A 21988-nucleotide genomic window follows, 5' to 3' on the forward strand; every position below is an offset into this window, starting at 1 on the left:
GAGCGGTAGTTCAGTTGGTTAGAATACCGGCCTGTCACGCCGGGGGTCGCGGGTTCGAGTCCCGTCCGCTCCGCCAACTTAAGATGAAAGCCCTAGCAGCAATGCTAGGGCTTTTTTCGTTGTGCTCCCCAATAACATTACCTTTTGAACCCATCTCTATTTTGATTAATATTTTTTGCATTTATCTGCTTATTTTGCTCTTTTTTAAAAATATCGTTGGCTAATGTTTAAAACATTTTGATAAATAGATCTATTTTCTTGCTATTGACATATTGGTTGCCTAACTTATGGGGCAATGACTGCATTAAAGGATTTAGCAATGAAGCTAGAGATGATTTGTACTGGTGAAGAAGTATTATCTGGCCAGATTATTGATACCAATGCTGCTTGGGTTGCTAACGAGCTGATGTCGCTTGGGATTGAAATGCAACAACGAACAACTGTAGGTGATCGGTTAGGTGATTTAGTTGCGGTGTTCCAAGAGCGTAGTAAACATGCCGATGTGATATTGGTTAATGGCGGTTTGGGGCCTACAAGTGATGACATGTCAGCATTGGCTATGGCAAAAGCTAAGGGTGAAGCTTTAGTTGAAAATACTCAATGGCGCGATCACTTAGTCGATTGGTTTGCTAAAAATGGTCGAGTGATGCCTAAAAGTAATTTGAAGCAGGCTATGTTACCCGAATCAGCCGTAATGGTTGATAATCCCGTTGGTACCGCTTGTGGCTTCAGAGTTAAGTTAAATAATGCATGGTTATTTTTTACACCAGGAGTGCCTTTTGAACTAAAGCAGATGTTTAAAGAACAGTTTGTGCCGTTTCTTACACAAGAGTTTGGCTCTGCTGATAATAACCAATTACATAAATTGCTCACCATTGGCTATGGCGAATCAGCACTAGCGGATATGTTAACCGCACTTCCACTTCCCGATGGCATTGAGTTAGGTTATCGCTCTTCCATGCCGCACATTGAAATCAAGATTTTCGCCCGAGGTGATAAAGCGATTCGCGCTTTACCTGAAGTGACTAAAGCGGTTAAACAATGTTTGGGTACTGCTGTTGTTGCTGAAAACAGGCCTACGCTAGCTGCAGAGATCCATAGTCGTTTATTTCAATCTGGTTTTAGTTTGAGTGTTGCTGAGTCTTGTACTGGTGGAATGATCACCAGTCAGCTGATTGATTTTGCCGGAAGTTCTTCATATTTACATCATGGTTTAGTCACTTACAGTAATGAATCTAAGGTGAAGGTATTGAACGTTAACCCTCAGATTTTGGATGATCATGGCGCGGTTTCTATCGCAACGGTAGAGGCGATGGCTGAAGGTGTTCGTAACATTTTGGATAGTGATTTTGCTTTGGCTACCAGTGGCATAGCTGGCCCTGATGGCGGCACAGATGATAAACCTGTAGGAACAGTTGCCATTGCACTGGCGACTAAGCAGGGCATGTATAGCCAAATGGTTAAATTACCTCGACGTTCTCGTCAGTTGGTAAGAAGCCTAAGCGCTGCAGTGGCTTTTGACATGTTACGACGAGCACTGCTAGATGAGGCCGTTATTGTTGATTATCCTTCTATTGGCCGCTTTGATAAGTAATGCTAATCACACTTGATAAGTGATAAGTGATAAGCGATTAGTTATTTATAGCAATTGGCATCAGTGTTAAAAACAAATAAAGCGCCGATGGCGCTTTATTTGTTAACGGGATATCTTAGCTAAAACTTTACTACCAACTTGCCTTTTTCAACGGCGAGTTCTTTAGTCATTTTAGCCATTAGTGCTTGATTAGTGTCATTCATATCCAGTGTATAGACTGGCTGGTTTTCGAGAAATCCACGTAAAAAAGTCATTACTTGCGGCGTGATAGCCGAGAGTGTTTGTTCGATGTCGGCAGGTTCTGCCCTGACATTAACTAAATTCAACTGACGCAAATAAATGCTTTTTGTTTGGCTGTCGTACCAAGGTTGCGCTTCAAATGTTGTTTTAAGCTTAGCGCTGATTGGCATTAGTGGATTGCGGATACTAACTTTGGTGGTAGCTGTTAACCCCATAATGTTAGGTTTGTCGCCTAAACTAACTTGCATATCATTTAATACCAGATTGATACCGATAATCTGGTTGCCTTGTTTTACCTCAAAGTGCATCTCATTATTGAGGTAATTCTCTATTTCATTTTCAGTAATGCTGTACTGACTGGCGCAGCCAGTCAGTAGCAGCAAGGCACTGACAAATATCAGTTGTATTGTTTTCATTAACCCGTGTTTCTCATGCCTGCGGCAACACCCGCGATAGTAAGCATTAGCGCCAATTGTACGTGTGCAGAAGGTTCTACTTCTTTACGTGTACGGGCTAATAGCTCTGTTTGCAGGAAGTTTAGCGGATCAATGTATGGATTGCGAAGTTTAACTGATTCACGGTTCCACGGTGTGTGTGACATTAGCTGATCTGATTCAGTTAGCGATAGCACAGTATCGACGCCGAGTTGTAATCTTTGGCGTAGCTTTTCACCTAAATGATGCAGTTCAGGTTTTACTAAGCAGTTTTCATAATAACGGGCTAGATTGGGCTCTGCTTTCATGTAAACCATTTCTAGCATAGAAATGCGCGTTTCAAAAAACGGCCATTCTGCTTCCATTTCACGTAGTAATGTCAATTCGTCTCGTTGAATCGCAGCATTTAACGCTTCGCCAGCACCTAACCACGCGGGTAGCATTAAGCGGTTTTGTGACCATGCAAAAATCCATGGAATAGCACGTAAGCTTTCAATACCGCCATCAACTTTGCGTTTTGCTGGTCGGCTACCAAGCGGTAACTTGCCTAACTCGACTTCGGGGGTGGCTGAGCGGAAGTAAGGCACGAAGTCTTTTTCCTCACGCACAATACCGCGATAATGTAATACTGATTCTTCTGCAATACGTTGCATACAATCGCGCCAGGATTTTTTGGGTTCTGGAGGCGGTAATAATGTCGCTTCCATAACGGCCGATGTATATAAGGCTAAGCTTTGTACTGCCAATTTAGGCAAGCCAAACTTAAAGCGGATCATCTCGCCTTGTTCCGTTACGCGGATACGGCCGTCGACTGAACCTGGCGGCTGAGACAAAATCGCTTTATGTGCAGGTCCGCCCCCACGTCCGATAGAGCCGCCACGGCCATGGAACAGCATCAATTTAACGTTAGCTTTATTGCAAACCGCAACAAGTTGTTCTTGAGCACGATATTGCGCCCAAGCGGCAGCCATTACCCCGGCATCTTTTGCTGAGTCTGAATAACCAATCATGACTTCTTGCATGCCTTTGGTGTATCCACGATACCAATCAATATTCAATAAAGATTCAATACAGCTAGCGGCGTTGGTTAAGTCTTCCAATGTTTCAAACAGTGGTACAACACGCATTGGATGACTGCAGCCGGTTTCTTTTAATAGCAGTAATACAGTCAATACATCAGACGGTTTACCTGCCATTGAAATAACATATGAACCTAATGATTCTTTAGGTTGCTTGGCAATCAGCGCACAGGTTTTAATGACTTCAGCAACATCAGCACTTGGTTGCCAATTTGATGGTATCAAAGGGCGGCGACTGGTTAGTTCACGTAACAAGAAAGCTTGTTTCTCATTTTCATCCCAATGATTGTAATCACCTAAACCTAAGTAACGGGTTAGCTCAGCAATCACATCGCTATGGCGAGTTGAATCTTGACGGATATCTAGGCGCAGCATGTGAATACCAAAGCTGGCAAGGCGGCGTAAAATATCGAGTAACAATCCGTTGGCAATCAGCTTCATGCCGCTATCGCATAGGCTATGGTATAGAAGCTCTAATGGCTCCTGAAGATCAGCTTGGTGCCAAACAATATCATTGGTATTAATATCAGGATGACGACCTTCAAGACGTTCATTTAAGTAGTCGATGGTTTTACGCAACTTGCAACGTAACTGGCGTAATACCACACGATATGGCTCGTTACTGTTATCGGTCAGAGCCAATAATTCAGGCGTTGCTTGTTCCATTGATAACTCGCCAACCAATGCAACAATATCTTTTAGATAAAGACGTGCCGCTGCATGGCGGTTTCTGTCTAATACTTCTTGGGTGACTTTGTGGGTAACAAAAGGGTTACCATCACGATCGCCGCCCATCCAGCTAGAAAATCTGACAGGGGCAATGTTGATTGGTAGTTCTTTACCAGTACGTTGCTCAACTTGATCATTTAGCTGACGTAAAAAATCTGGAATCGCTTGCCATAACGAAGTTTCGATGGTGCTTAATCCCCAACGGGCTTCATCAACAGGTGTTGGGCGTTCGCTGCGTATTTCGTTGGTATGCCATATTTGCGCAATTAACTGACGTAAGCGTAAATTATTTTGGCTGCGCTCACGATCCGATAACTGGCTATTTTCCTGATCAGTTAAGCAATCCACCACGGCAGAGTATTTTTGAATTAATGTGCGGCGAGATATTTCAGTTGGATGCGCGGTGAGTACTAAATCGATTTCAAGTTGCTTTAAGCAGTTGATGACATCGTTTTCGTCTAAATCGGTATTTAATATTCTGCCAAGCAACTGCTCTACAGGATCTGGCACACAGACCAACTCATCACAGTTACGGCTGATGGTGTGGTATTGCTCGGCAATGTTGGCTAAGTTTAAAAATTGGTTAAAGGCTTTGGCAAAAGGGACTAACTCTTCATCAGGCAAAGATGTTAGCAGCGCTAACATTTGCTCACGTGAGCTTTCATCACCCTTACGAGCTTGTTTGGCGAGAATACGGATTTGTTCAACTTTCTCAAGAAATGCATCACCAAGATGGCTTTGCATAGTTTCACCTAAAATTTGGCCTAAATGTCCCACGTTCGATCTCAGTGAGGCATACATATCTGCCACTTGCTCTGCCATACATACTCCAAAGTCACTCGTTTAAATTGCCTAGCTATCACAATAACCATCGTACAGTATTCGGTCAATACACTAACACTGTGTTTTGTAATTTTATTTCGTTAATAAATTTCATTAAGCGCTATTTATGGTGTTTATTTAGTTATTACTACTTAATACATGCGTGATAAATCATCTTTTTGATCAGTTCTACCGTGGGTGTAAGGTATTCCAAACCGATAAACTCATCTGGTTGATGTGCTTGATTAATGCTACCGGGACCTAAAACGAGGGTCTGACAGCCTAATTTATTGATGTATGGCGCTTCGGTTGAATAGTTAACCACTTCTGCTTCGTGGCCTGATAATTCTGCAACCAATTTGGTCCAGGGGTTATCTGCTTTACCTGCAAATGATTCTGCACCAGGATATAAGGTGCTGACACTAATGCTGCCAGGATATTCTTTACTAATATCGCTTAAATAATTCAACACCATTAATTCAAGCTCAGCCAACTCCATGCCTGGAAGAGGGCGAATATCAAGGTGTAAATCACAACAGCCACAAATTCGATTGGCTGCATCACCGCCATGAATATGGCCAAAGTTCATTGTCGGGTAGGGTACGGTAAAAGCATCTTCGCGATAATTTTCGCTTAGATGTTGTTTCAGTTTCATTAACTGACTGATGACTTTATGCATGACCTCAATGGCATTTAATCCTCTTGCGGGATCGGAAGAGTGACCACTGCGACCGATAACTCGAATTCCCTGGGCTAAATGGCCTTTATGCATATACACAGGTTTTAAGCTGGTCGGCTCGCCGATCACTGCATAATCCGGGGCTATGGCTTTTGAATCAGCAAACGCTTTGGCACCACTCATGGTGGTTTCTTCATCGGCGCTGGCAAAAATGGTTAATGGGCGCTTAAAATCTTCAAGCGGCATATCTTTCAATGCTTCAAGGACCAATGCAAAAAAACCTTTCATGTCACAGGTGCCTAAGCCATACCAACGGTTATCTTTCTCAACTAGTTCAAAAGGGCTTTGGCTCCACCTGCCTTCATCAAATGGCACAGTATCTGTGTGGCCAGCCAATAAAAGTCCGCCTTCACCTTGACCTAAACGGGCAATTAAATTCTGCTTATTACGCGAGTCGGCCACAATGGGTGTTTCGCAACTAAAACCTAACTCGCTAAACCAGTCTTGCAACAATCCAATAACTGAATGGTTACTCATGTCGTGTTCAGGCTCTAAGGCGCTAATCGATGGTGTGCTAATCAACTGTGAAAAGGCACTTTTAAGGTTAGGTAGTGTGCTCATTTGCGATCCTAAGTAGAAAAACAATAAAATACTTATTCAGTAATATTGCATAAATAATATTGTGTGTTAGTCTAGCAAACAGATGACTAAGGCACTACAACTTGACTGTAAGAAATGAAATTAAATATGTGTAAATTTGCTGTGAAATCCAATATATCAAGAATTAACGCGAACTTCCTGCGACGATAGGGCTAAATTAGACGTCCCCCGTCTAAATGCTTTATGCTAACACTTCCATTTATTACAACAAAAGACAACAACACAATGAAAAATATCGCAATTATTGGTGCTAGTGGTTACACCGGCGCGCAAATTACGTCTTTGATTAATGCAGATGCTAATTTATCTGTACAGGGTTTGTATGTCTCTGAAGGCAGTTTAGATAAAGGCCGTAAACTGGCAGATTTGTACCCTACTTATAGTCATATGTCCTATGTACTTTCCCCTTTAACTGCTGAAGCGAAAGCACAAATTGTGGCGCAAGCGGATGCAGTGGTATTAGCCACTGAGCATTCAATTAGCTTGGAGCTAGCGGCTGAGTTTTATCAACAAGGCTTGGCAGTATTTGATCTAAGCGGTGCGTATCGTTTTGCGGATGTTGCCCAATACCCTAAATGGTATGGCTTTGAACATACCCACCCAGAAGTATTAGCCGATGCGGTTTATGGTTTAGCAGAATGGAATGCTGAACAAATTAAGCAGACCAAAATGATTGCGGTGCCGGGATGTTACCCAACGGCATCATTAACCGCATTAAAGCCGTTAAAACCTTTTTTAACATCAGCTTATCCGGTTATCAATGCGGTGAGCGGCGTAACGGGCGCAGGGCGTAAAGCGCAATTACATACCAGTTTTTGTGAGGTTAGCTTAACGCCATACGGTGTATTAGGTCACAGACATCAACCTGAAATAGCGACTCAATTAGGCCAAGAAGTGATTTTCACGCCACATTTGGGTAACTTCAAGCGCGGAATTCTCGCTACGATTACCGTGCAGCTAAAACCAGGTACCACAGAAGCCGATGTAGCCAAAGCCTATAGCGTGTATGACAACTCGCCAATTGTGACGGTTAAACAGAATCAATTTCCAAAAGTTGATGATGTGGTATTAACGCCAAATTGCCATTTGGGTTGGAAATACGATGCCAACAGTGGCTACTTGGTTGTTGCCAGTGCAATCGACAATTTAATGAAAGGTGCAGCAAGCCAAGGTTTGCAATGTATCAAAATCCACTTCGGCGTTTAACAGCTAATAAAACAAGGATATAAAAATGACAACTCATTCTGTTTTAGTGCTTAAAGTTGGCGGCGCGTTATTACAAACTGAAACTGGTATGGCGAATTTAATGTCAGCCATTAAAGACATGACCGCAGCGGGTCAGAAAATTGTATTAGTGCATGGTGGTGGTTGCTTAGTAGACGAGCAATTAACCGCCAACGGTAAAGACATTATCAAGCTTGACGGTTTACGTGTTACTCCTGCTGATCAAATCGGCATTGTTGTCGGCGCATTAGCCGGCACATCGAATAAAATCCTGCAAGCTGCAGCAGCCAAAGCGGGTGTTGTCAGTGTAGGCATGAGTTTGGGCGACGGTAATGTGGTTAAAGCTAACATTAAAGATGAACGTTTAGGCTTAGTCGGTGAAGTGACCCCGAATGATGCCAGCTATTTGAACTTTATTTTACAACAAGGCTGGTTGCCCATTTGCAGTTCTATTGCCGTTTCAGATGCCGGCGAAATGTTGAATGTGAATGCAGATCAAGCCGCAACGGCATTAGCTAAGTTAGTCAATGGCACATTGGTGCTGTTATCTGATGTTGCGGGCGTGTGGGATGCAAACAAACAAGTCATAAAAAGTTTGAACAAAAGCCAAATTGAAACCTTGGTCGCACAAGGCGTAATTGAAAAAGGCATGAAAGTAAAAGTTGAAGCAGCTTTAGAAGTAGCTCAGTGGATGGGGAAACCCGTTTTAGTTGCTTCTTGGTTAGAAACCGAACAGTTAAAAACATTAGCACAAGGTGGGTCCATCGGGACTCAAATACAGCCTTAATGGAGTAGTTTATGAAGCACCTGTTGTCGATAAAAGAGTTATCTCAAACTCAGTTACTGGATATTTTAGCTCTCGCTAAAAAAATTAAAGCAAACCCAGCAGAGTACCGTCGCGCCTTAGATGGAAAAAGCGTTGTGATGCTTTTTGAAAAACCATCACTGCGCACTCGAGTTAGCTTCGATATCGGCATCAATAAATTAGGTGGTCATTGTTTATACCTTGACCAACAAAATGGTGCTTTAGGTAAACGTGAATCGGTAGAAGATTTTGCAACCAACATTTCGTGTTGGGCCGATGCAATTGTTGCGAGAACCTACTCGCATACCACCATTGAAAAACTCGCTAAGCATGGCAGTGTACCCGTAATTAATGCCTTATCGGATTTGTATCACCCATGCCAAGCGCTTGCTGACTTTTTATCATTATCAGAGCAATTTGATGATGTCAGCAAAGCCAAATTGGCTTATGTTGGTGATGGTAATAATGTTACCCACTCACTCATTTATGGCGCAGCCATTTTAGGCTTAACCATGACAGTGATTTGTCCAGAAGGGTATTTCCCTGATGCTTTAGTGGTTACAGAGGCACAAGCCTTAGCAGCTAAAAATGGCGGCAAGTTAACATTAACGGCCGACATTAATCAGATAGAAGGCCACGATGCTATCTATACTGACACTTGGATTTCAATGGGAGACGACACCTCTTTAACTGAAATTAAAGAACGTTTCAGCCCGTATCAAGTGAACACAGAGCTGATGGCGAAAGCCGGAGCGAAATACTTTATGCATTGTTTACCTGCCCACCGTGGTGTAGAGGTGACCGATGAAGTGATGGACGGCGAAGGATCGTTAATTCTCGATCAAGCTGAAAATCGTATGCATGCTCAAAATGCCGTATTAGTCACCTTATTAAGTTAATACAGTTAATTGTATTAATCGTTAAATTGAACAGCGTTAAGTCGCAGATTGTAGGAAGAGAACATGTCTAGTGCAGTGAAAAAAACCGGCGTTAAAAAAGTTGTCTTAGCTTACTCTGGTGGGTTAGACACCTCAGCTATCATTCCATGGTTAAAAGAAACCTATGATGATTGTGAAATTGTGGCATTTTGTGCTGACGTAGGTCAGGGCGAAGAAGAGTTAATAGGCTTACATGAAAAAGCCATTGCTTCAGGTGCATCTGAATGCCATATCGTTGATCTAAAAGAAGAGTTTGTTGCCGATTATATTTACCCAACAATCGCTACCGGCGCCATTTACGAAGGTACTTATTTGTTAGGTACGTCTATGGCGCGTCCGATTATTGCTAAAGCCCAAGTGGAAGTGGCACGTAAAGTGGGCGCAGACGCCGTATGCCATGGTTGTACTGGCAAAGGTAATGACCAGGTACGATTTGAAGGATGTTTTGCTGCGCTAGCACCAGATTTAAAAGTGATTGCTCCATGGCGTGAGTGGGAAATGCGCAGCCGTGAAGACTTGCTTGCCTATTTAGCGGCACGTGACATTAAAACCAGTGCCTCAGCGACTAAAATTTATAGCCGAGATGCTAACGCATGGCACATTTCACACGAAGGCGGCGAGTTAGAAGACCCATGGAACGAGCCATCAAAAGGCGTGTGGACGTTAACCGTTGCCCCAGAAGATGCACCGAACGAGCCAGAATATGTGTCTCTGGCGATTAAAAATGGCCGTGTGACCCATGTTAATGATGAAGCATTGTCACCCTATGCAGCATTAATGAAGTTAAATGATATTGCAGGTAAACACGGTGTAGGTCGTATCGATATTACTGAAAACCGTCTCGTCGGCATGAAGTCTCGTGGTTGCTATGAAACACCTGGCGGTACCGTGATGTTTGCAGGCTTGCGCGCTATTGAAGAGTTAGTGCTAGATAAAACTAGCCGTACCTGGCGTGAACAAATAGCCGGCCAAATGTCACATCTAGTCTATGACGGCCGTTGGTTTACACCTTTATGTAAGTCGCTTATCGCAGCATCTGAGTCTTTAGCGGAATCAGTTAATGGTGATGTGGTGATCAAGCTTTATAAAGGCCAGGCAACACCGGTTAAAAAGCGTTCGCCAAACAGCTTATATTCAGAATCATTCGCCACCTTTGGTGAAGATGATGTGTATGACCAAAAGCATGCAGAAGGCTTTATTCGCTTATATTCTTTAGCTAGCCGTATTCGCGCGCTAAATAGCAAATAAGCATAAAGCTCACGATATTAGGGCGCTATTAGGCGCCCTTCTTGTAATCACTTTTACTTTTTACAAAGAGTGCTTACCAGAAGTAAATACTTATAAAATCGACATAATTGAATAGCAACAGCTAAAAGAGGATACCGACATGGCATTATGGGGCGGAAGATTTCAGGGTGAGACCAGTGCACTTTTCAAATTATTTAATGACTCGCTACCTGTAGATTATCGCTTATTTGAGCAGGATGTTGTTGGTTCAATTGCTTGGGCTGATGCCATTGCCAGTGTTGGTATTATTACCGCACAGGAGTGCGCAGATTTAAAAGCGGCGTTAAATGAGTTGTTAGTTGAAGTTGGTAATGATCCCCAGGCCATCATCAGCAACGGTGCAGAAGATATTCACAGTTTTGTGGAACAAAAGCTGATTGCCAAAGTGGGCGATTTAGGCAAAAAACTGCATACCGGTCGTTCACGTAATGATCAGGTCGCCACCGATTTAAAATTATGGTGCAAAAAAGAAGGCGCAGCCTTACTTGCCCGTTTAGGCACATTACATGCTGAACTTATTGCCCTAGCGGAGCGTGAAGTGGATGCAGTTATGCCGGGTTATACCCACTTACAACGTGCGCAACCGGTTACTTTTGGTCACTGGGCGTTGGCGTATGTGGAAATGTTTGAGCGCGACATCAGCCGTTTACAAGATGCACTTAACCGTGCCGATTCTTGTCCATTAGGTTCTGGTGCACTTGCTGGTACGGCATATCCGATAGATCGCCATGCACTTGCGACAGCGCTTAACTTTGCCCGTCCGACATTAAACAGTTTAGATACCGTATCAGACCGCGACCATGTGGTTGAATTATGCAGTGCAGCCTCAATCAGCATGATGCACTTAAGCCGTATGGCAGAAGACTTAATTTTCTTCAACTCAGGCGAAGCTAACTTTATCTCGTTAGCTGATGAGGTAACCTCTGGCTCATCATTAATGCCGCAAAAGAAAAACCCTGATGCATTAGAGTTAATTCGCGGTAAAACCGGTCGTGTTTATGGCAGTTTAGTGGGTATTTTAACCACCATGAAAGCCTTACCGCTGGCATACAACAAAGACATGCAAGAAGATAAAGAAGGCTTGTTTGATGTGGTTGATAGCTGGGCAATTTGTTTAGACATGGCTGCATTAGTGTTGTCGGGCTTAAAAGTGAATCGTCCCCAGGCTTTACTTGCGGCGCAACAAGGTTATGCAAATGCGACCGAATTGGCGGATTACCTTGTGGCTAAAGGTATGCCGTTCCGTGAAGCGCACCATGTGGTGGGTGAAGTGGTGGTGTTTGCCATTGGCGAGCAAAAGCCGATTGAAGCGTTAACCGTAGCGCAATTACAGCAGTTTGCTCAGATTATCAGCGACGATGTTTACCCTAACTTAACCATTGAAGCCTGTTTAGAAAAACGTGATGTTTTAGGTGGCACGGCATTGAATCAAGTTAAAGCCGCTATCGCCGCTAAAAAAGCGTAAATATAGCATTATTGCTTAACAAGCCCTGCTGGTGTTGCCCGCAGGGCTTGTTTCATTTTTCGATGTGTCCCCTGTAACCCTGCCGAGTTAACTGTCATCTTTTTGTCATAAGATCTTAATATTATGAGGTAAATAATTTTTATCTATTAGCATCCAGCCATGAAGATTTCAACGCTTTCATTAACAGCATCGGCCATTTTATTGTTGTTAGCAGGCTTGCTGGCTGCCGCGGTATTGTGGAGCAGCGACAAACGCAGTGACATCGACATTCAAGCAAAAGAGCTTCAGGATATCCAGCAGGTATTTTTACAAACCGTGCGCCCAGATATCAGCGCCTATTTACACTCGGGTGATAGCCAATACATTAGCAAAGCACGCCAGCAACTGGCTGAGATCGCTCAACGCATAAATCAGCTTAATTTACCCACAGCAAAAAACGAAATTGCTGCCGCAACACAATTTTTGAACCAGCTGGTGGATAACCTCGATAATCGTTATCGGGCTGCAGGTAAATTGGCGGGTGATCCACGGCAATTATTAGCCCATGCAGAATCGGAAATGTTAGATAACAATAAACGTTTAGCCGATTATGCCGAACAAGGCGTGCTAATCAATGCCCAGTTAGCGCAACAATATTTATCGATTACTCGTACTTTACCGTTAATTGTTTATCGACTCTCACAGTTGTCAGATGGTTATTTAATTGGCAAAGACAATCGCCTTGAAGCGGGTTTAAAGTCCAGTGTTGCAGAGCTGAGTGTTTGGCATGATCAGCTTAGCCAATTACCCTTAATTGGCATTTATCAGCAGCAAGAAATTGATGAGTTTGCATTAGGGGATGACGAGGCCGAACAGGTTGAAGTGGGCGAGATTTATCGGGATGAATTGTTGAGTTTAAGCTCGCGTTACGACAAAGAAATCGCCAACACTTATCAAATGCTGACAGATAATTTAGCTGTACAAGAGCAGCTAAGCGCCGACACTCAGCAAGTTGAATCGACACTGTTTGCGTTGGGAAGCATCCAAGCAAAATTTGATCTGCAATTAAAGCAATGGCTGCAAACTATTCTGTATGCCATGGTGACGATAATAAGCTTATTTGCTGTAGTATATTTATGGTTGCAACAACGCAGTGTAGTGATGCCATTAACCCGTTTAAATCGTGCATTTATGCAATTGAGTGAGTCAAATAGTCGTGAGCAATTAGTGATTTCCAGCCGCAATGAAACTGGGCAAATTGCTGGCCATTTTAACCAACTGCTTTTACGGTTTGAGCAAGAAGATGAGCATCAACGCCAGCAAGTGACCGCTGTGTCAGATTCATTGGGGTTACTGATAGAACGGATTAAGTACATTGCTGCTAATACAGAACAAACTCAAGCAGTGGTTGATGTCGCTCAAACTCAAACCACTCAAATCAAGTCACTCGCTGATGAAGTAAAGCATTCATCCATGAAAGTGGAGCATAGCGCCGCAATCACTATGCAGCAGATGCAAGATAGTCAGCAGCAAGCTGTGGAGGTATTAAAAGCCACTCAGGAATCACAACATGCCGTAGATCATTGTCAGGCATCGTTAGCGGAATTAACCACCTCGGTTACCAGTGTTACTCAAATTGTTGATGTGATCGGCAATATTGCAGAGCAAACCAATTTATTGGCGTTAAATGCCGCCATTGAAGCCGCTAGAGCGGGAGAACAAGGGCGTGGTTTTGCCGTGGTGGCCGATGAGGTACGCAATTTGTCACATCGTACCCAATCTTCTTTAAAAGACATTATGAACATTTTAAATCAGCTAAGCCTATCAAATGCCAGTTTAACCGACAGCGTAAAAGGCATTGGACTGGCGACCCAAAGTCAGCAGCAGCGAGTTAACCGCTTGCTTGAAGTGGCACAAACGGTTCAACAGCAAGCGGCTGAAATGGTCAATACAGCTAAACAAGGTTCGGGTTATGCCAGTCAACAGGTGAGCTATTTAGATGAGTTTGCTGAAGCGATGAATACCTTAAAAGGCCATGCGCAAACTGCGACAGAGCAAAGTCATCAAATTGCACAAGAAGTGGCTGATGGGGTTAACACGATTGAACATACCCTAGGTATTACCACTCGTTAATTCGCAGTGCATTTTTGGCTAATATTTTGTTACTGTGTTGAATTGTAGATGAGCCATTAATCGGCCATAATCTTCTGCATTAATCGGTAATCATTATATTCAATAAGATATTGATCAAACACATGGAAGCTGTCCAACGCGTTACCCCTTCACCTTGTTCTCGTCAGCGCGATAGATTGTCGTGGTTGCGCTGCACCTTAAAACGTTCGCAACAGGAAGCGGTTGCGTCTTCAACCATGACCGCCACCAGTGACAATTTTTTTAATGCCTATGCCATATTCTTGGGGGCAAGTATGGGGCAAATGGGCTTAGTGACAGGATTGCCGCAGCTGTTTGGTGCCATATCGCAATTATTATCTGTTTGGTTAGTGAGTCACTTTTCACGTAAATATTTTATTGTTGCTGCCGCAGTGCTGCAGGCGCTTACGGTTTTTGCTATGGCGGGCGTGGCGGCAATTCGGCCTGATAATGCCGTGTGGATCTTTATTGGTCTTGCGGCGCTATACCATAGCTTTATGAATTTGATTCAACCACATTGGCGCGCCTGGATGGGGGCGATAGTGCCAGAGAAACGGCGCGGGACATTCTTTGCTGCACGCACTCGCTTAACCATGGCGGCGTCGTTGAGTGTGTTTTTTGCTGGTGGCGGTATCCTCAGTTTAACCGACAGTATTGAGATGACTTGGCTTGGGTTTAGTTTACTGTTTTCCATTGCATTTATGGGACGATTAACTTCAGCATGGTTATTATGGCAAATGCACGATCCTGAGCCATGCCCAACTAAAGTGAGCGGTTATTTTTCACAAACTTTATATAACTTCAAGCAGGCATGGGCAGATAACACCTTTAAACAATACAGTTTGTTTGTTGCCGGAATGCAATGCATGGTAGCCATATCAGCACCATTCTTTGCTGTGTATATGCTGGAAGATTTACAGTTTACCTACATTGAATTTGTTATGGCCAGTGTGGCATCGATTATTACCCAATTTATCACCTTGCGTTTTTGGGGGCGTTTTAGTGATATCTACGGCAATCGAATTGTAATGCTGATCACGAGCAGTTTAATTCCCAGTTTACCGATATTGTGGATATTTTCGGATAGCTACGCTTATATCATCGCATTACAGGTGTTGTCGGGGTTTGCATGGAGTGGCTTTACCCTCAGCACGGCCAATTATTTATATGATATTCGCCCTTTTAGAAGTGATTTTGCTACCTACGCTGCGTTACAAGCTGCTTTAAGTGCCGCATTTGTTTTTGTTGGTGCCATGGTGGGCGGGGCTATCGCTTCTTATGCGGGCAGCTTTTTAGCTTTTACAGGATTAAACACTTGGTTAAGCAGCCCAATATTTGTGGTCTTTATCGTTTCAAGTATCATGCGCACCCTAGTGACATTGTGGTTTATTCCTCGCTCAGTTGAACCTAAAGTGAGACCGCGTCCGCAGTTTTTACAGCTTATATTTCGCATCAGAGGCTTTAGCGCCATATCAGGCGTTAGTTTAGATTGGTTAACGGTAACCAAAAAGAAATCGCGATCAGATGTGCAAGGTGAGTAGGTAGCTTGAGTTGGTTGTTCACTGGCTTAGCGCGTTTGATTCAAGCTTAAAGTGAATAGCTAAAAAACTGCCTTCTTTCAGGCCCTGAAGCATTCGCGCTCACTTTATTGGGATGCTTATATTCATCCCAACTGGCCACATTACGGCCAATATTCAACAGCGGAAAATCCAGTTTTTTAGCCGAGGGTAATGGGCTACTCAATCCGATAAATGCCAATAACTGAGTTAAAGCCCCTGTTTGACTAATATCGAGTGATATAAAATTATCACGGCCTGCAAAATACTCAGTAACCTGTTGCTGGTGGGTCAAATAACATCTGCGTAAATGTTCCGCATCAGCAGGCTCTGCCACATCCCATATTTTAAAACAGTGCTCAAAGCTTCGTTTCATGATGGGGTGAAAGCGCCCAGTTTGTTTATCTAAATGCACTAACATGCGTCCAAGTAACATTTGCATCGACGGGATCCACTTTTCTAACGGCCTATCTAAATACACAAACCTCGCGTTGGGAAATAACTTATCTAACTGCTGATAATCGCTAAAACACGGCGCATCCGACACCGCATCAGCCAACATAAATGCCTGCTTAGTAAATGCTTGGTGCGCCACAGTTAAACCATGTTCAAGCAACGCCACACTCACGCTGGTTGTGCCGGTACGTGGCAAACCAATAATAAACACTTTATTGGCCTGTTCATTGGGCAAAGTTGGATTAGGTATCGTTGACAATAATGGTGTTGAATGGGGCAGCTTAGATGTCATTAACTTGCTATCGTATAGTGTTTTTTAGTCGGTAGATGATTATACCGAAATCGCAGATTAAAGTGTTATTCAGGTGATAAATGGGATTGATGAGGCTATTCAACATACGCCAGTAGCCAATATCAAAACATTGCTCAAGTCAGTCGCGCCACCGCCACCCGACATTTGGCGCAGCTTGTGGAACAACAATGTTTGGTCAAGACTGGCGCTGGTGGAAGAAGTACAAGGTATGTGTTGCCCCGTGTATCATGATAGTTGTGAGTTCGGTGTGCTTAGGCATTCTATTGATAAATAATAAAATATAGACTGCTTTTACCAGAGTGTTGATGTGGTATATTTTATTTCCCTTACTTTGAAAAGGCCTATCCGACATGGAGCAAGTTGGTATTTATGAAAAGCTCATTACTCAAGTTATTGATAAAAACATAGATCGTGATGTTTTCTATTTAGGAGAAAGGCCGCTTGATAGTGCTGAGGCCAGTATTTGGTTATCCAGATTTTTAACAAGCATCATTAAGTATGTGATAGAAGCCATTCCAAAAGGCGATGACCAGTTAGCTAATCAAATTAGTCTAGCGAACAAATTGGTTTTTTGGCTAAAAGATCATGTCAGTGATGATCAGTTGATATCTGAAAACTTGCTTGATAGTAAAGGCCGTATTTTGACGGCGTTGTTTGAAAAGAAAAACCCAATATCATCCGATTTCCCAGAGTTTACGAAGGCTATTTATCCTCTAACAGGCTTAAGTCAAAGTGAGTTGTTTTGTGGTAGTAATGCGGGCATTTCACTTGAAACTGAGCTTAAGCGTGAGATCCGCTCAGCAGATAGAGTTTATTGGTTGGTATCATTTATAAAGTGGGCTGGTATTCGCATTTTCAAGAATGAACTTGAAGAGTTCACCCGAAGCGGCAAAAAGCTACGGATCATCACGACATCTTATATGGGAGCGACAGATGCTAAAGCTGTCGAGTTTTTAGCGGGTCTACCTAACACAGAAGTTAAGTTGAGTTACAACACTAAGCGTGAGCGTCTGCATGCCAAATCATACTTGTTTTTACGTGATACTGGATTTCATACTGGATACATCGGTTCATCAAATTTATCCCATTCTGCGCTGACGAGTGGTCTTGAGTGGAATTTAAAAATCACCAGCCAAGAAATACCCCACATCATCGATAAATCTCTCAATACCTTTGAATCCTATTGGCAATCCAGTGAATTCGAATTATTTAACGGCGATATAGAAGCTAAAAACAAGCTTCACGAGGCGCTGCGGGAAGCTAAAGGAAGTTACGCTGATAACAGCGTATTTCATTTTGATATCAAGCCTTTTGCACATCAGCGAGAAATCCTTGAGCAGTTAGATGTTGAACGAACTGTGCACCAACGCTATAAAAACTTGGTGGTTGCGGCAACGGGAACCGGTAAAACCCTGATATCCGCATTTGATTTTGCTCGTTTCTATAAACAGCACCCAGAAGCTAATTTTTTATTCGTGGCTCATCGACAGGAAATTCTCAAGCAAGCTTTGTCTGCATATCGTGGAGTATTGAAAAATAATCAATTTGGCGAATTATGGGTTGCTGAGCATAAGCCTAAGAGTTATCAACATTTGTTTGTTTCGATTCAAAGCCTAAATTTGCAATTATCAAGTTTACCGCTCGCTGCTGATTTTTATGATTATATTGTAATTGATGAAGTGCATCACATTGCTGCCAGCAGTTACCGAGGATTACTAGAATATTTCTCGCCGACTATCTTACTAGGGTTAACCGCAACCCCTGAGCGTCATGATGGGCAAAGTATCCTTGATGATTTTTGTGGCGTTATCGCGGCAGAGATCCGTTTGCCCGAAGCAATCAATCAACATTATTTGTGTCCTTTTCAGTACTTTGCCATTGATGATAATACTGACCTTCGAAAAATTAAGTGGCATCAAGGCCGCTATGATATCGCAGAGCTAAGTCATTTATATACCCATAATGAACAAAGAGTTGCACGCATTATTAGCAGCCTTAATGAGACTGTCACAGATATTCGACAGATCAAAGCTTTGGCGTTTTGTGTCAATAAAGAGCATGCGCAATACATGGCGAAAAAATTTAACTTAGCCGGTATTAGTGCTGATGTGCTCACGAGTGACAATAGCAATGAGCGACATGAAAAACGTCAGAGTTTGATTACCGGTAAGCTGCAAATTTTATGCGTGGTGGATATCTTTAATGAAGGTGTCGATATTCCAGACGTTGATACCTTATTGTTCTTACGTCCAACAGAAAGCTTAACTATCTTTTTACAGCAACTTGGGCGCGGATTGCGTCTTACGGATGATAAACAATGCTGCACGGTATTTGACTTTGTAGGGAATTCTCGTGATGAGTATGACTTTTCACAAAAGTTTAGGGCACTAGTTGGGAAAACGAATCAATCCATCAAAGATGAAATAACTAATGATTTTCCGCATTTACCTTTAGGCTGTCGAATTGAGTTAGAAGAGCAGACTCAAGCAATGATTTTGCGAAATATTAGTCGTGCAACCATGAATGCCAGTAGGTTGCGCCAGCTCATTAACAATTTTGAGCACCAAAGTACGCTAACCTTAAGCTTGGCTAATTTTTTACGCTTTAATCCGAATGTGAGCTTAGAAGATGTTTATAAGCTAAAAATGAGTTGGTTAGAACTTGTTGAGAGCGCACATAAAAACCAAATAAATGAGCCTCGTTTAGATACGAGCCTGGCCAGAGCCTACTATCGTGCAATAAATAATCATTTGTTTGCCTGTAGTTCTATCTCATATTTACAGTTTTTAAAGCAGCTAATTAGCGATAATTTTAGCTTCGACGATGCCAATGAAACCCATTGCCAATTTGCATTAATGTGTCATTACAATTTTTGGGATAAATCGGGTGTCGATCTAGGTTTTACTGGCCTTAAACAAAGTATTAAAGCCCTGAGGCATTCTCAATTACAAACCGAGCTGCTTGATGTCATATCGTTAATTATTGAGCGAATACATCATAATGAACTTGAAATGCATATTCCTGCCATCCCCTCTTTGAAAGTACATTCACGGTATACCAGAGAGCAAATACTTGCAGCTAGTGGCGTCAGTACTTTTGGCAAGAAATCGACTGCACGTGAAGGTGTTTTAGTACTTAAAAAACTGAATGTTGAATTGCTGTTTGTGACTTTGAAAAAGTCTGATAAACAATTTTCACCCACGACCATGTACCATGATTACGCAATCAATGAATCGTTATTTCATTGGCAATCTCAAAATAGTGCAAGACCCGATCACGGCAGAGGCTTGGAGTATATAGAACATGAGAGAACAGATCGTAAATTGATTTTGTTCGTAAGGGAGCAAGCAAAAGATGAAAATGGGCGCACCATGGGTTTTGTTAATTTTGGCGAAGTGGTTTACATGGCGCACTCGGGGGCTCAACCCATGAATATTACTTGGAAATTATTAACGCCGATGCCGGATGCTATGTGGCATGAAGCTGCAAAATTAGCAGTAGGCTAAGCCTACCTTATTGGCATCTGCAACTGTTGAAAACAGGATGTTTTCGTCAAGCCCCCATGGATGGGTTTACGGCGTGTTGCAGAGGACGATAGGGTGGGCGTGAGATCATTATTTGAGTGACTTAATCATCACGGGTTAGCACTTCAAGCAATTCAATTTCAAAAAACAAATCTGAATGAGGCGGAATTTTATCGCCAATTTGACGTTCGCCGTAACCCAGATTTGCAGGCACTGACAATTGACGCTTGCCACCCACCTTCATTGGATTGTCGCCAATAATGCCCATATACCAACCTTGAATAACCCGCTTAGCGGAGATCACCACTTGAAATGTATCTGAACTATCAAACACAGTGCCATCGGCTAGTTTTCCAGTGTATTTACAGGTAATTAGCGCGCCTTTTTCAGCCGCTTTACCTGTTCCTATTTGAGTGTCGTTGATGATTAAATCTGTCAATGTTGATGAGGTCATAAAGTATCTTATTGATTAATTGTTTGATATTAGTCGCGGGGCTAAACTCAACAGTATGCCAGTATCATAGCAGCTGATATGAACAACTTTAAAGCTGCACGCTTACGTTTTATCATCACTTTGCCGTTTATTGTAATCAATATGGCGTGGTGGATTTATTCAAGTTAATTGTATTTTAAAAGTTTTGCTCACATGTTTTTTGAGTCGGTACTGATAATGCCATCCCAAGCTCATACTGCGAAACAGCATAAATGCACACAATGCACCCCATAAAGCATGGTTTTCAAATGACTGCATACTCCACCAAAGCGGAAAATATACCCCAAACGTTGCCAATATCATGCTGTTACGCATGACCTGACCTTGTGCCGCGCCAATATAAACGCCATCAAATAGATAACAACCAAAGGCTAAAATGGGCATGGCAATTAACCAAAATAAGTATGACTGTGCCGTTTGTTGTACGCAGGTGATGTTAGTTAATAAACTGATGATTTGGCTGCCAAATAGCCAAAAGCAGCCGCTAAATATGATGGCGATAATCGCTGACCAAGCAAACGCTAGGCTGACAGATTCAAATAATAACGTGGGGTTACGTTGGCCAACAGCGCGGCCAACTTCGGCCTCAGCATAGTAAGCAATCCCATCAAGTGCATATGAAATTAACATCAATAAATTCAGTAATACAGCATTGGCCGCTAGGGTGGTATCTCCTAATCCTGCACCGTAAAACGCCATAAAACTGAAGGCGGCTTGTAAGCATAAACTGCGAATGAATATGTCACGGTTAAGAGTGAGTAGGCGTGATAATCCGGCAAACGTAAGGTGTTGCAACAAGTGTGACCAAGTAAAATGGCGTTGTTGCTTTAGCTGGCGTGTCACCATCACTGCGGCAACTGTGAAAGCGCAGATATCAGCAATCACCGATGCTAACGCCGCCCCTTGCACGTTCCATTGAAATCCGATGACAAATATCACATCTAAAATAATGTTGGCAATATTGGCAATAATCAGTTGCCACATGGCGGCTTTGGGTTGTTGTCTGCCCAATAGCCAGCCGAGTAACACAAGGTTGGTGAGGGCAAAGGGCAGCGACCAAATACGGATTTCAACATATTGACGGCAATAATATTGTACCTGTGCACTCGCTTCGCTTAAGTGCAGCGCTAATGACAAGATAGGCTGTTGTAATGCGAGCGCGCCAGCGGCCAATAGCAGTGCTAAACACACACCTTGAACCAATAATCGATGTTGGCTGTGATGATCTTGTGCACCATAGGCTTGAGCCACTAAGCCTGTGGTCGACATGCGTAAAAAGCCCAGCAACCACACCATTAAGGTGATAATGGTGCTACCAAGCGCTACGCCGCCTAAATAATATGCTTCACCCAGGTGGCCGATGACGGCAGTGTCGACCAGTCCAAGCAGCGGAATGGTGATGTTGGATAACATCATTGGGATGGCTAATGCCATTAGCTGACGATTTTTATCGCCATTTGCGAGAACGCTAAACAAGGACATATGAAAGGTACTGCACGTTAAAATGGTTTTATCATTGGTTGATGCAATATTGCGCCAACGCCATGAACTGGCTTAATG

Annotated in this window: 15 protein-coding genes and 1 pseudogene; 10 read left to right on the top strand and 6 right to left on the bottom strand. The window is 42.9% G+C overall.

Annotated features, from left to right (window positions below):
* Window positions 1–319: 319 nt before the first annotated feature.
* Complete coding sequence (locus OHT75_RS09155) at window positions 320–1594, top strand: CinA family nicotinamide mononucleotide deamidase-related protein (RefSeq protein WP_264726183.1); 1275 nt, start codon at window positions 320–322, stop codon at window positions 1592–1594.
* Window positions 1595–1713: 119 nt separating this feature from the next.
* Here the strand turns inward: OHT75_RS09155 and OHT75_RS09160 are convergent, their stop codons facing one another.
* The 3 genes from OHT75_RS09160 to argE form a co-directional block, all read right to left on the bottom strand.
* Window positions 1714–2250: a DUF1439 domain-containing protein gene (locus tag OHT75_RS09160; RefSeq protein WP_264726184.1), complete on the bottom strand. Its 537-nt coding sequence runs from the start codon at window positions 2248–2250 to the stop codon at window positions 1714–1716.
* Window positions 2250–4898, bottom strand: a complete 2649-nt coding sequence (gene ppc / locus OHT75_RS09165) for a phosphoenolpyruvate carboxylase (protein ID WP_264726185.1) — start codon at window positions 4896–4898, stop codon at window positions 2250–2252. The genes OHT75_RS09160 and ppc overlap by 1 nt, the downstream gene beginning before the upstream one ends.
* A 148-nt stretch (window positions 4899–5046) precedes the next feature.
* Window positions 5047–6198: an acetylornithine deacetylase gene (gene argE / locus OHT75_RS09170; RefSeq protein ID WP_264726186.1), complete on the bottom strand. Its 1152-nt coding sequence runs from the start codon at window positions 6196–6198 to the stop codon at window positions 5047–5049.
* A 264-nt stretch (window positions 6199–6462) separates the two neighbouring features.
* Here argE and argC point away from each other — a divergent pair, with 264 nt between their 5' ends.
* The 7 genes from argC (at window position 6463) to OHT75_RS09205 (ending at window position 15627) form a co-directional block, all read left to right on the top strand.
* Window positions 6463–7443: an N-acetyl-gamma-glutamyl-phosphate reductase gene (argC, locus tag OHT75_RS09175; RefSeq protein WP_264726187.1), complete on the top strand. Its 981-nt coding sequence runs from the start codon at window positions 6463–6465 to the stop codon at window positions 7441–7443.
* 25 nt (window positions 7444–7468) lie between these two features.
* Complete coding sequence (argB, locus tag OHT75_RS09180) at window positions 7469–8248, top strand: acetylglutamate kinase (protein WP_264726188.1); 780 nt, start codon at window positions 7469–7471, stop codon at window positions 8246–8248.
* Window positions 8249–8259: 11 nt separating this feature from the next.
* The gene (locus OHT75_RS09185) at window positions 8260–9165 is read left to right on the top strand and encodes an ornithine carbamoyltransferase (RefSeq protein WP_264726189.1); all 906 of its coding nucleotides are present in this window, start codon (window positions 8260–8262) and stop codon (window positions 9163–9165) included.
* 63 nt (window positions 9166–9228) lie between these two features.
* On the top strand, window positions 9229–10452 hold the full coding sequence (locus OHT75_RS09190) for an argininosuccinate synthase (protein ID WP_264726190.1): 1224 nt from the start codon (window positions 9229–9231) through the stop codon (window positions 10450–10452).
* Window positions 10453–10591: 139 nt separating this feature from the next.
* Window positions 10592–11956, top strand: a complete 1365-nt coding sequence (argH, locus tag OHT75_RS09195) for an argininosuccinate lyase (RefSeq protein ID WP_264726191.1) — start codon at window positions 10592–10594, stop codon at window positions 11954–11956.
* A gap of 159 nt (window positions 11957–12115) precedes the next feature.
* Window positions 12116–14068, top strand: coding sequence for a methyl-accepting chemotaxis protein (locus OHT75_RS09200; RefSeq protein WP_264726192.1), 1953 nt, complete (start codon window positions 12116–12118; stop codon window positions 14066–14068).
* 122 nt (window positions 14069–14190) lie between these two features.
* Complete coding sequence (locus OHT75_RS09205) at window positions 14191–15627, top strand: MFS transporter (RefSeq protein ID WP_264726193.1); 1437 nt, start codon at window positions 14191–14193, stop codon at window positions 15625–15627.
* Between the two features lie 46 nt (window positions 15628–15673).
* Here the strand turns inward: OHT75_RS09205 and OHT75_RS09210 are convergent, their stop codons facing one another.
* Complete coding sequence (locus tag OHT75_RS09210) at window positions 15674–16390, bottom strand: sulfotransferase family protein (RefSeq protein WP_264726194.1); 717 nt, start codon at window positions 16388–16390, stop codon at window positions 15674–15676.
* Window positions 16391–16501: 111 nt separating this feature from the next.
* On the opposite strand from OHT75_RS09210, the pseudogene OHT75_RS09215 reads away from it, so the two are divergent.
* Both OHT75_RS09215 and OHT75_RS09220 read left to right on the top strand, forming a co-directional pair.
* Window positions 16502–16642, top strand: a pseudogene (locus tag OHT75_RS09215) (DUF4172 domain-containing protein); the annotation flags it as partial.
* A gap of 119 nt (window positions 16643–16761) precedes the next feature.
* Window positions 16762–19917, top strand: a complete 3156-nt coding sequence (locus OHT75_RS09220) for a DUF3427 domain-containing protein (protein WP_264726195.1) — start codon at window positions 16762–16764, stop codon at window positions 19915–19917.
* Window positions 19918–20038: 121 nt separating this feature from the next.
* Here the strand turns inward: OHT75_RS09220 and OHT75_RS09225 are convergent, their stop codons facing one another.
* Window positions 20039–20389: an FKBP-type peptidyl-prolyl cis-trans isomerase gene (locus OHT75_RS09225; RefSeq protein WP_264726196.1), complete on the bottom strand. Its 351-nt coding sequence runs from the start codon at window positions 20387–20389 to the stop codon at window positions 20039–20041.
* Between the two features lie 159 nt (window positions 20390–20548).
* Window positions 20549–21910, bottom strand: coding sequence for an MATE family efflux transporter (locus tag OHT75_RS09230; protein ID WP_264726197.1), 1362 nt, complete (start codon window positions 21908–21910; stop codon window positions 20549–20551).
* Window positions 21911–21988 lie beyond the last annotated feature (78 nt).

It is taken from the genome of Shewanella subflava, from assembly GCF_025971955.1.
GTDB lineage: Bacteria > Pseudomonadota > Gammaproteobacteria > Enterobacterales > Shewanellaceae > Shewanella > Shewanella subflava.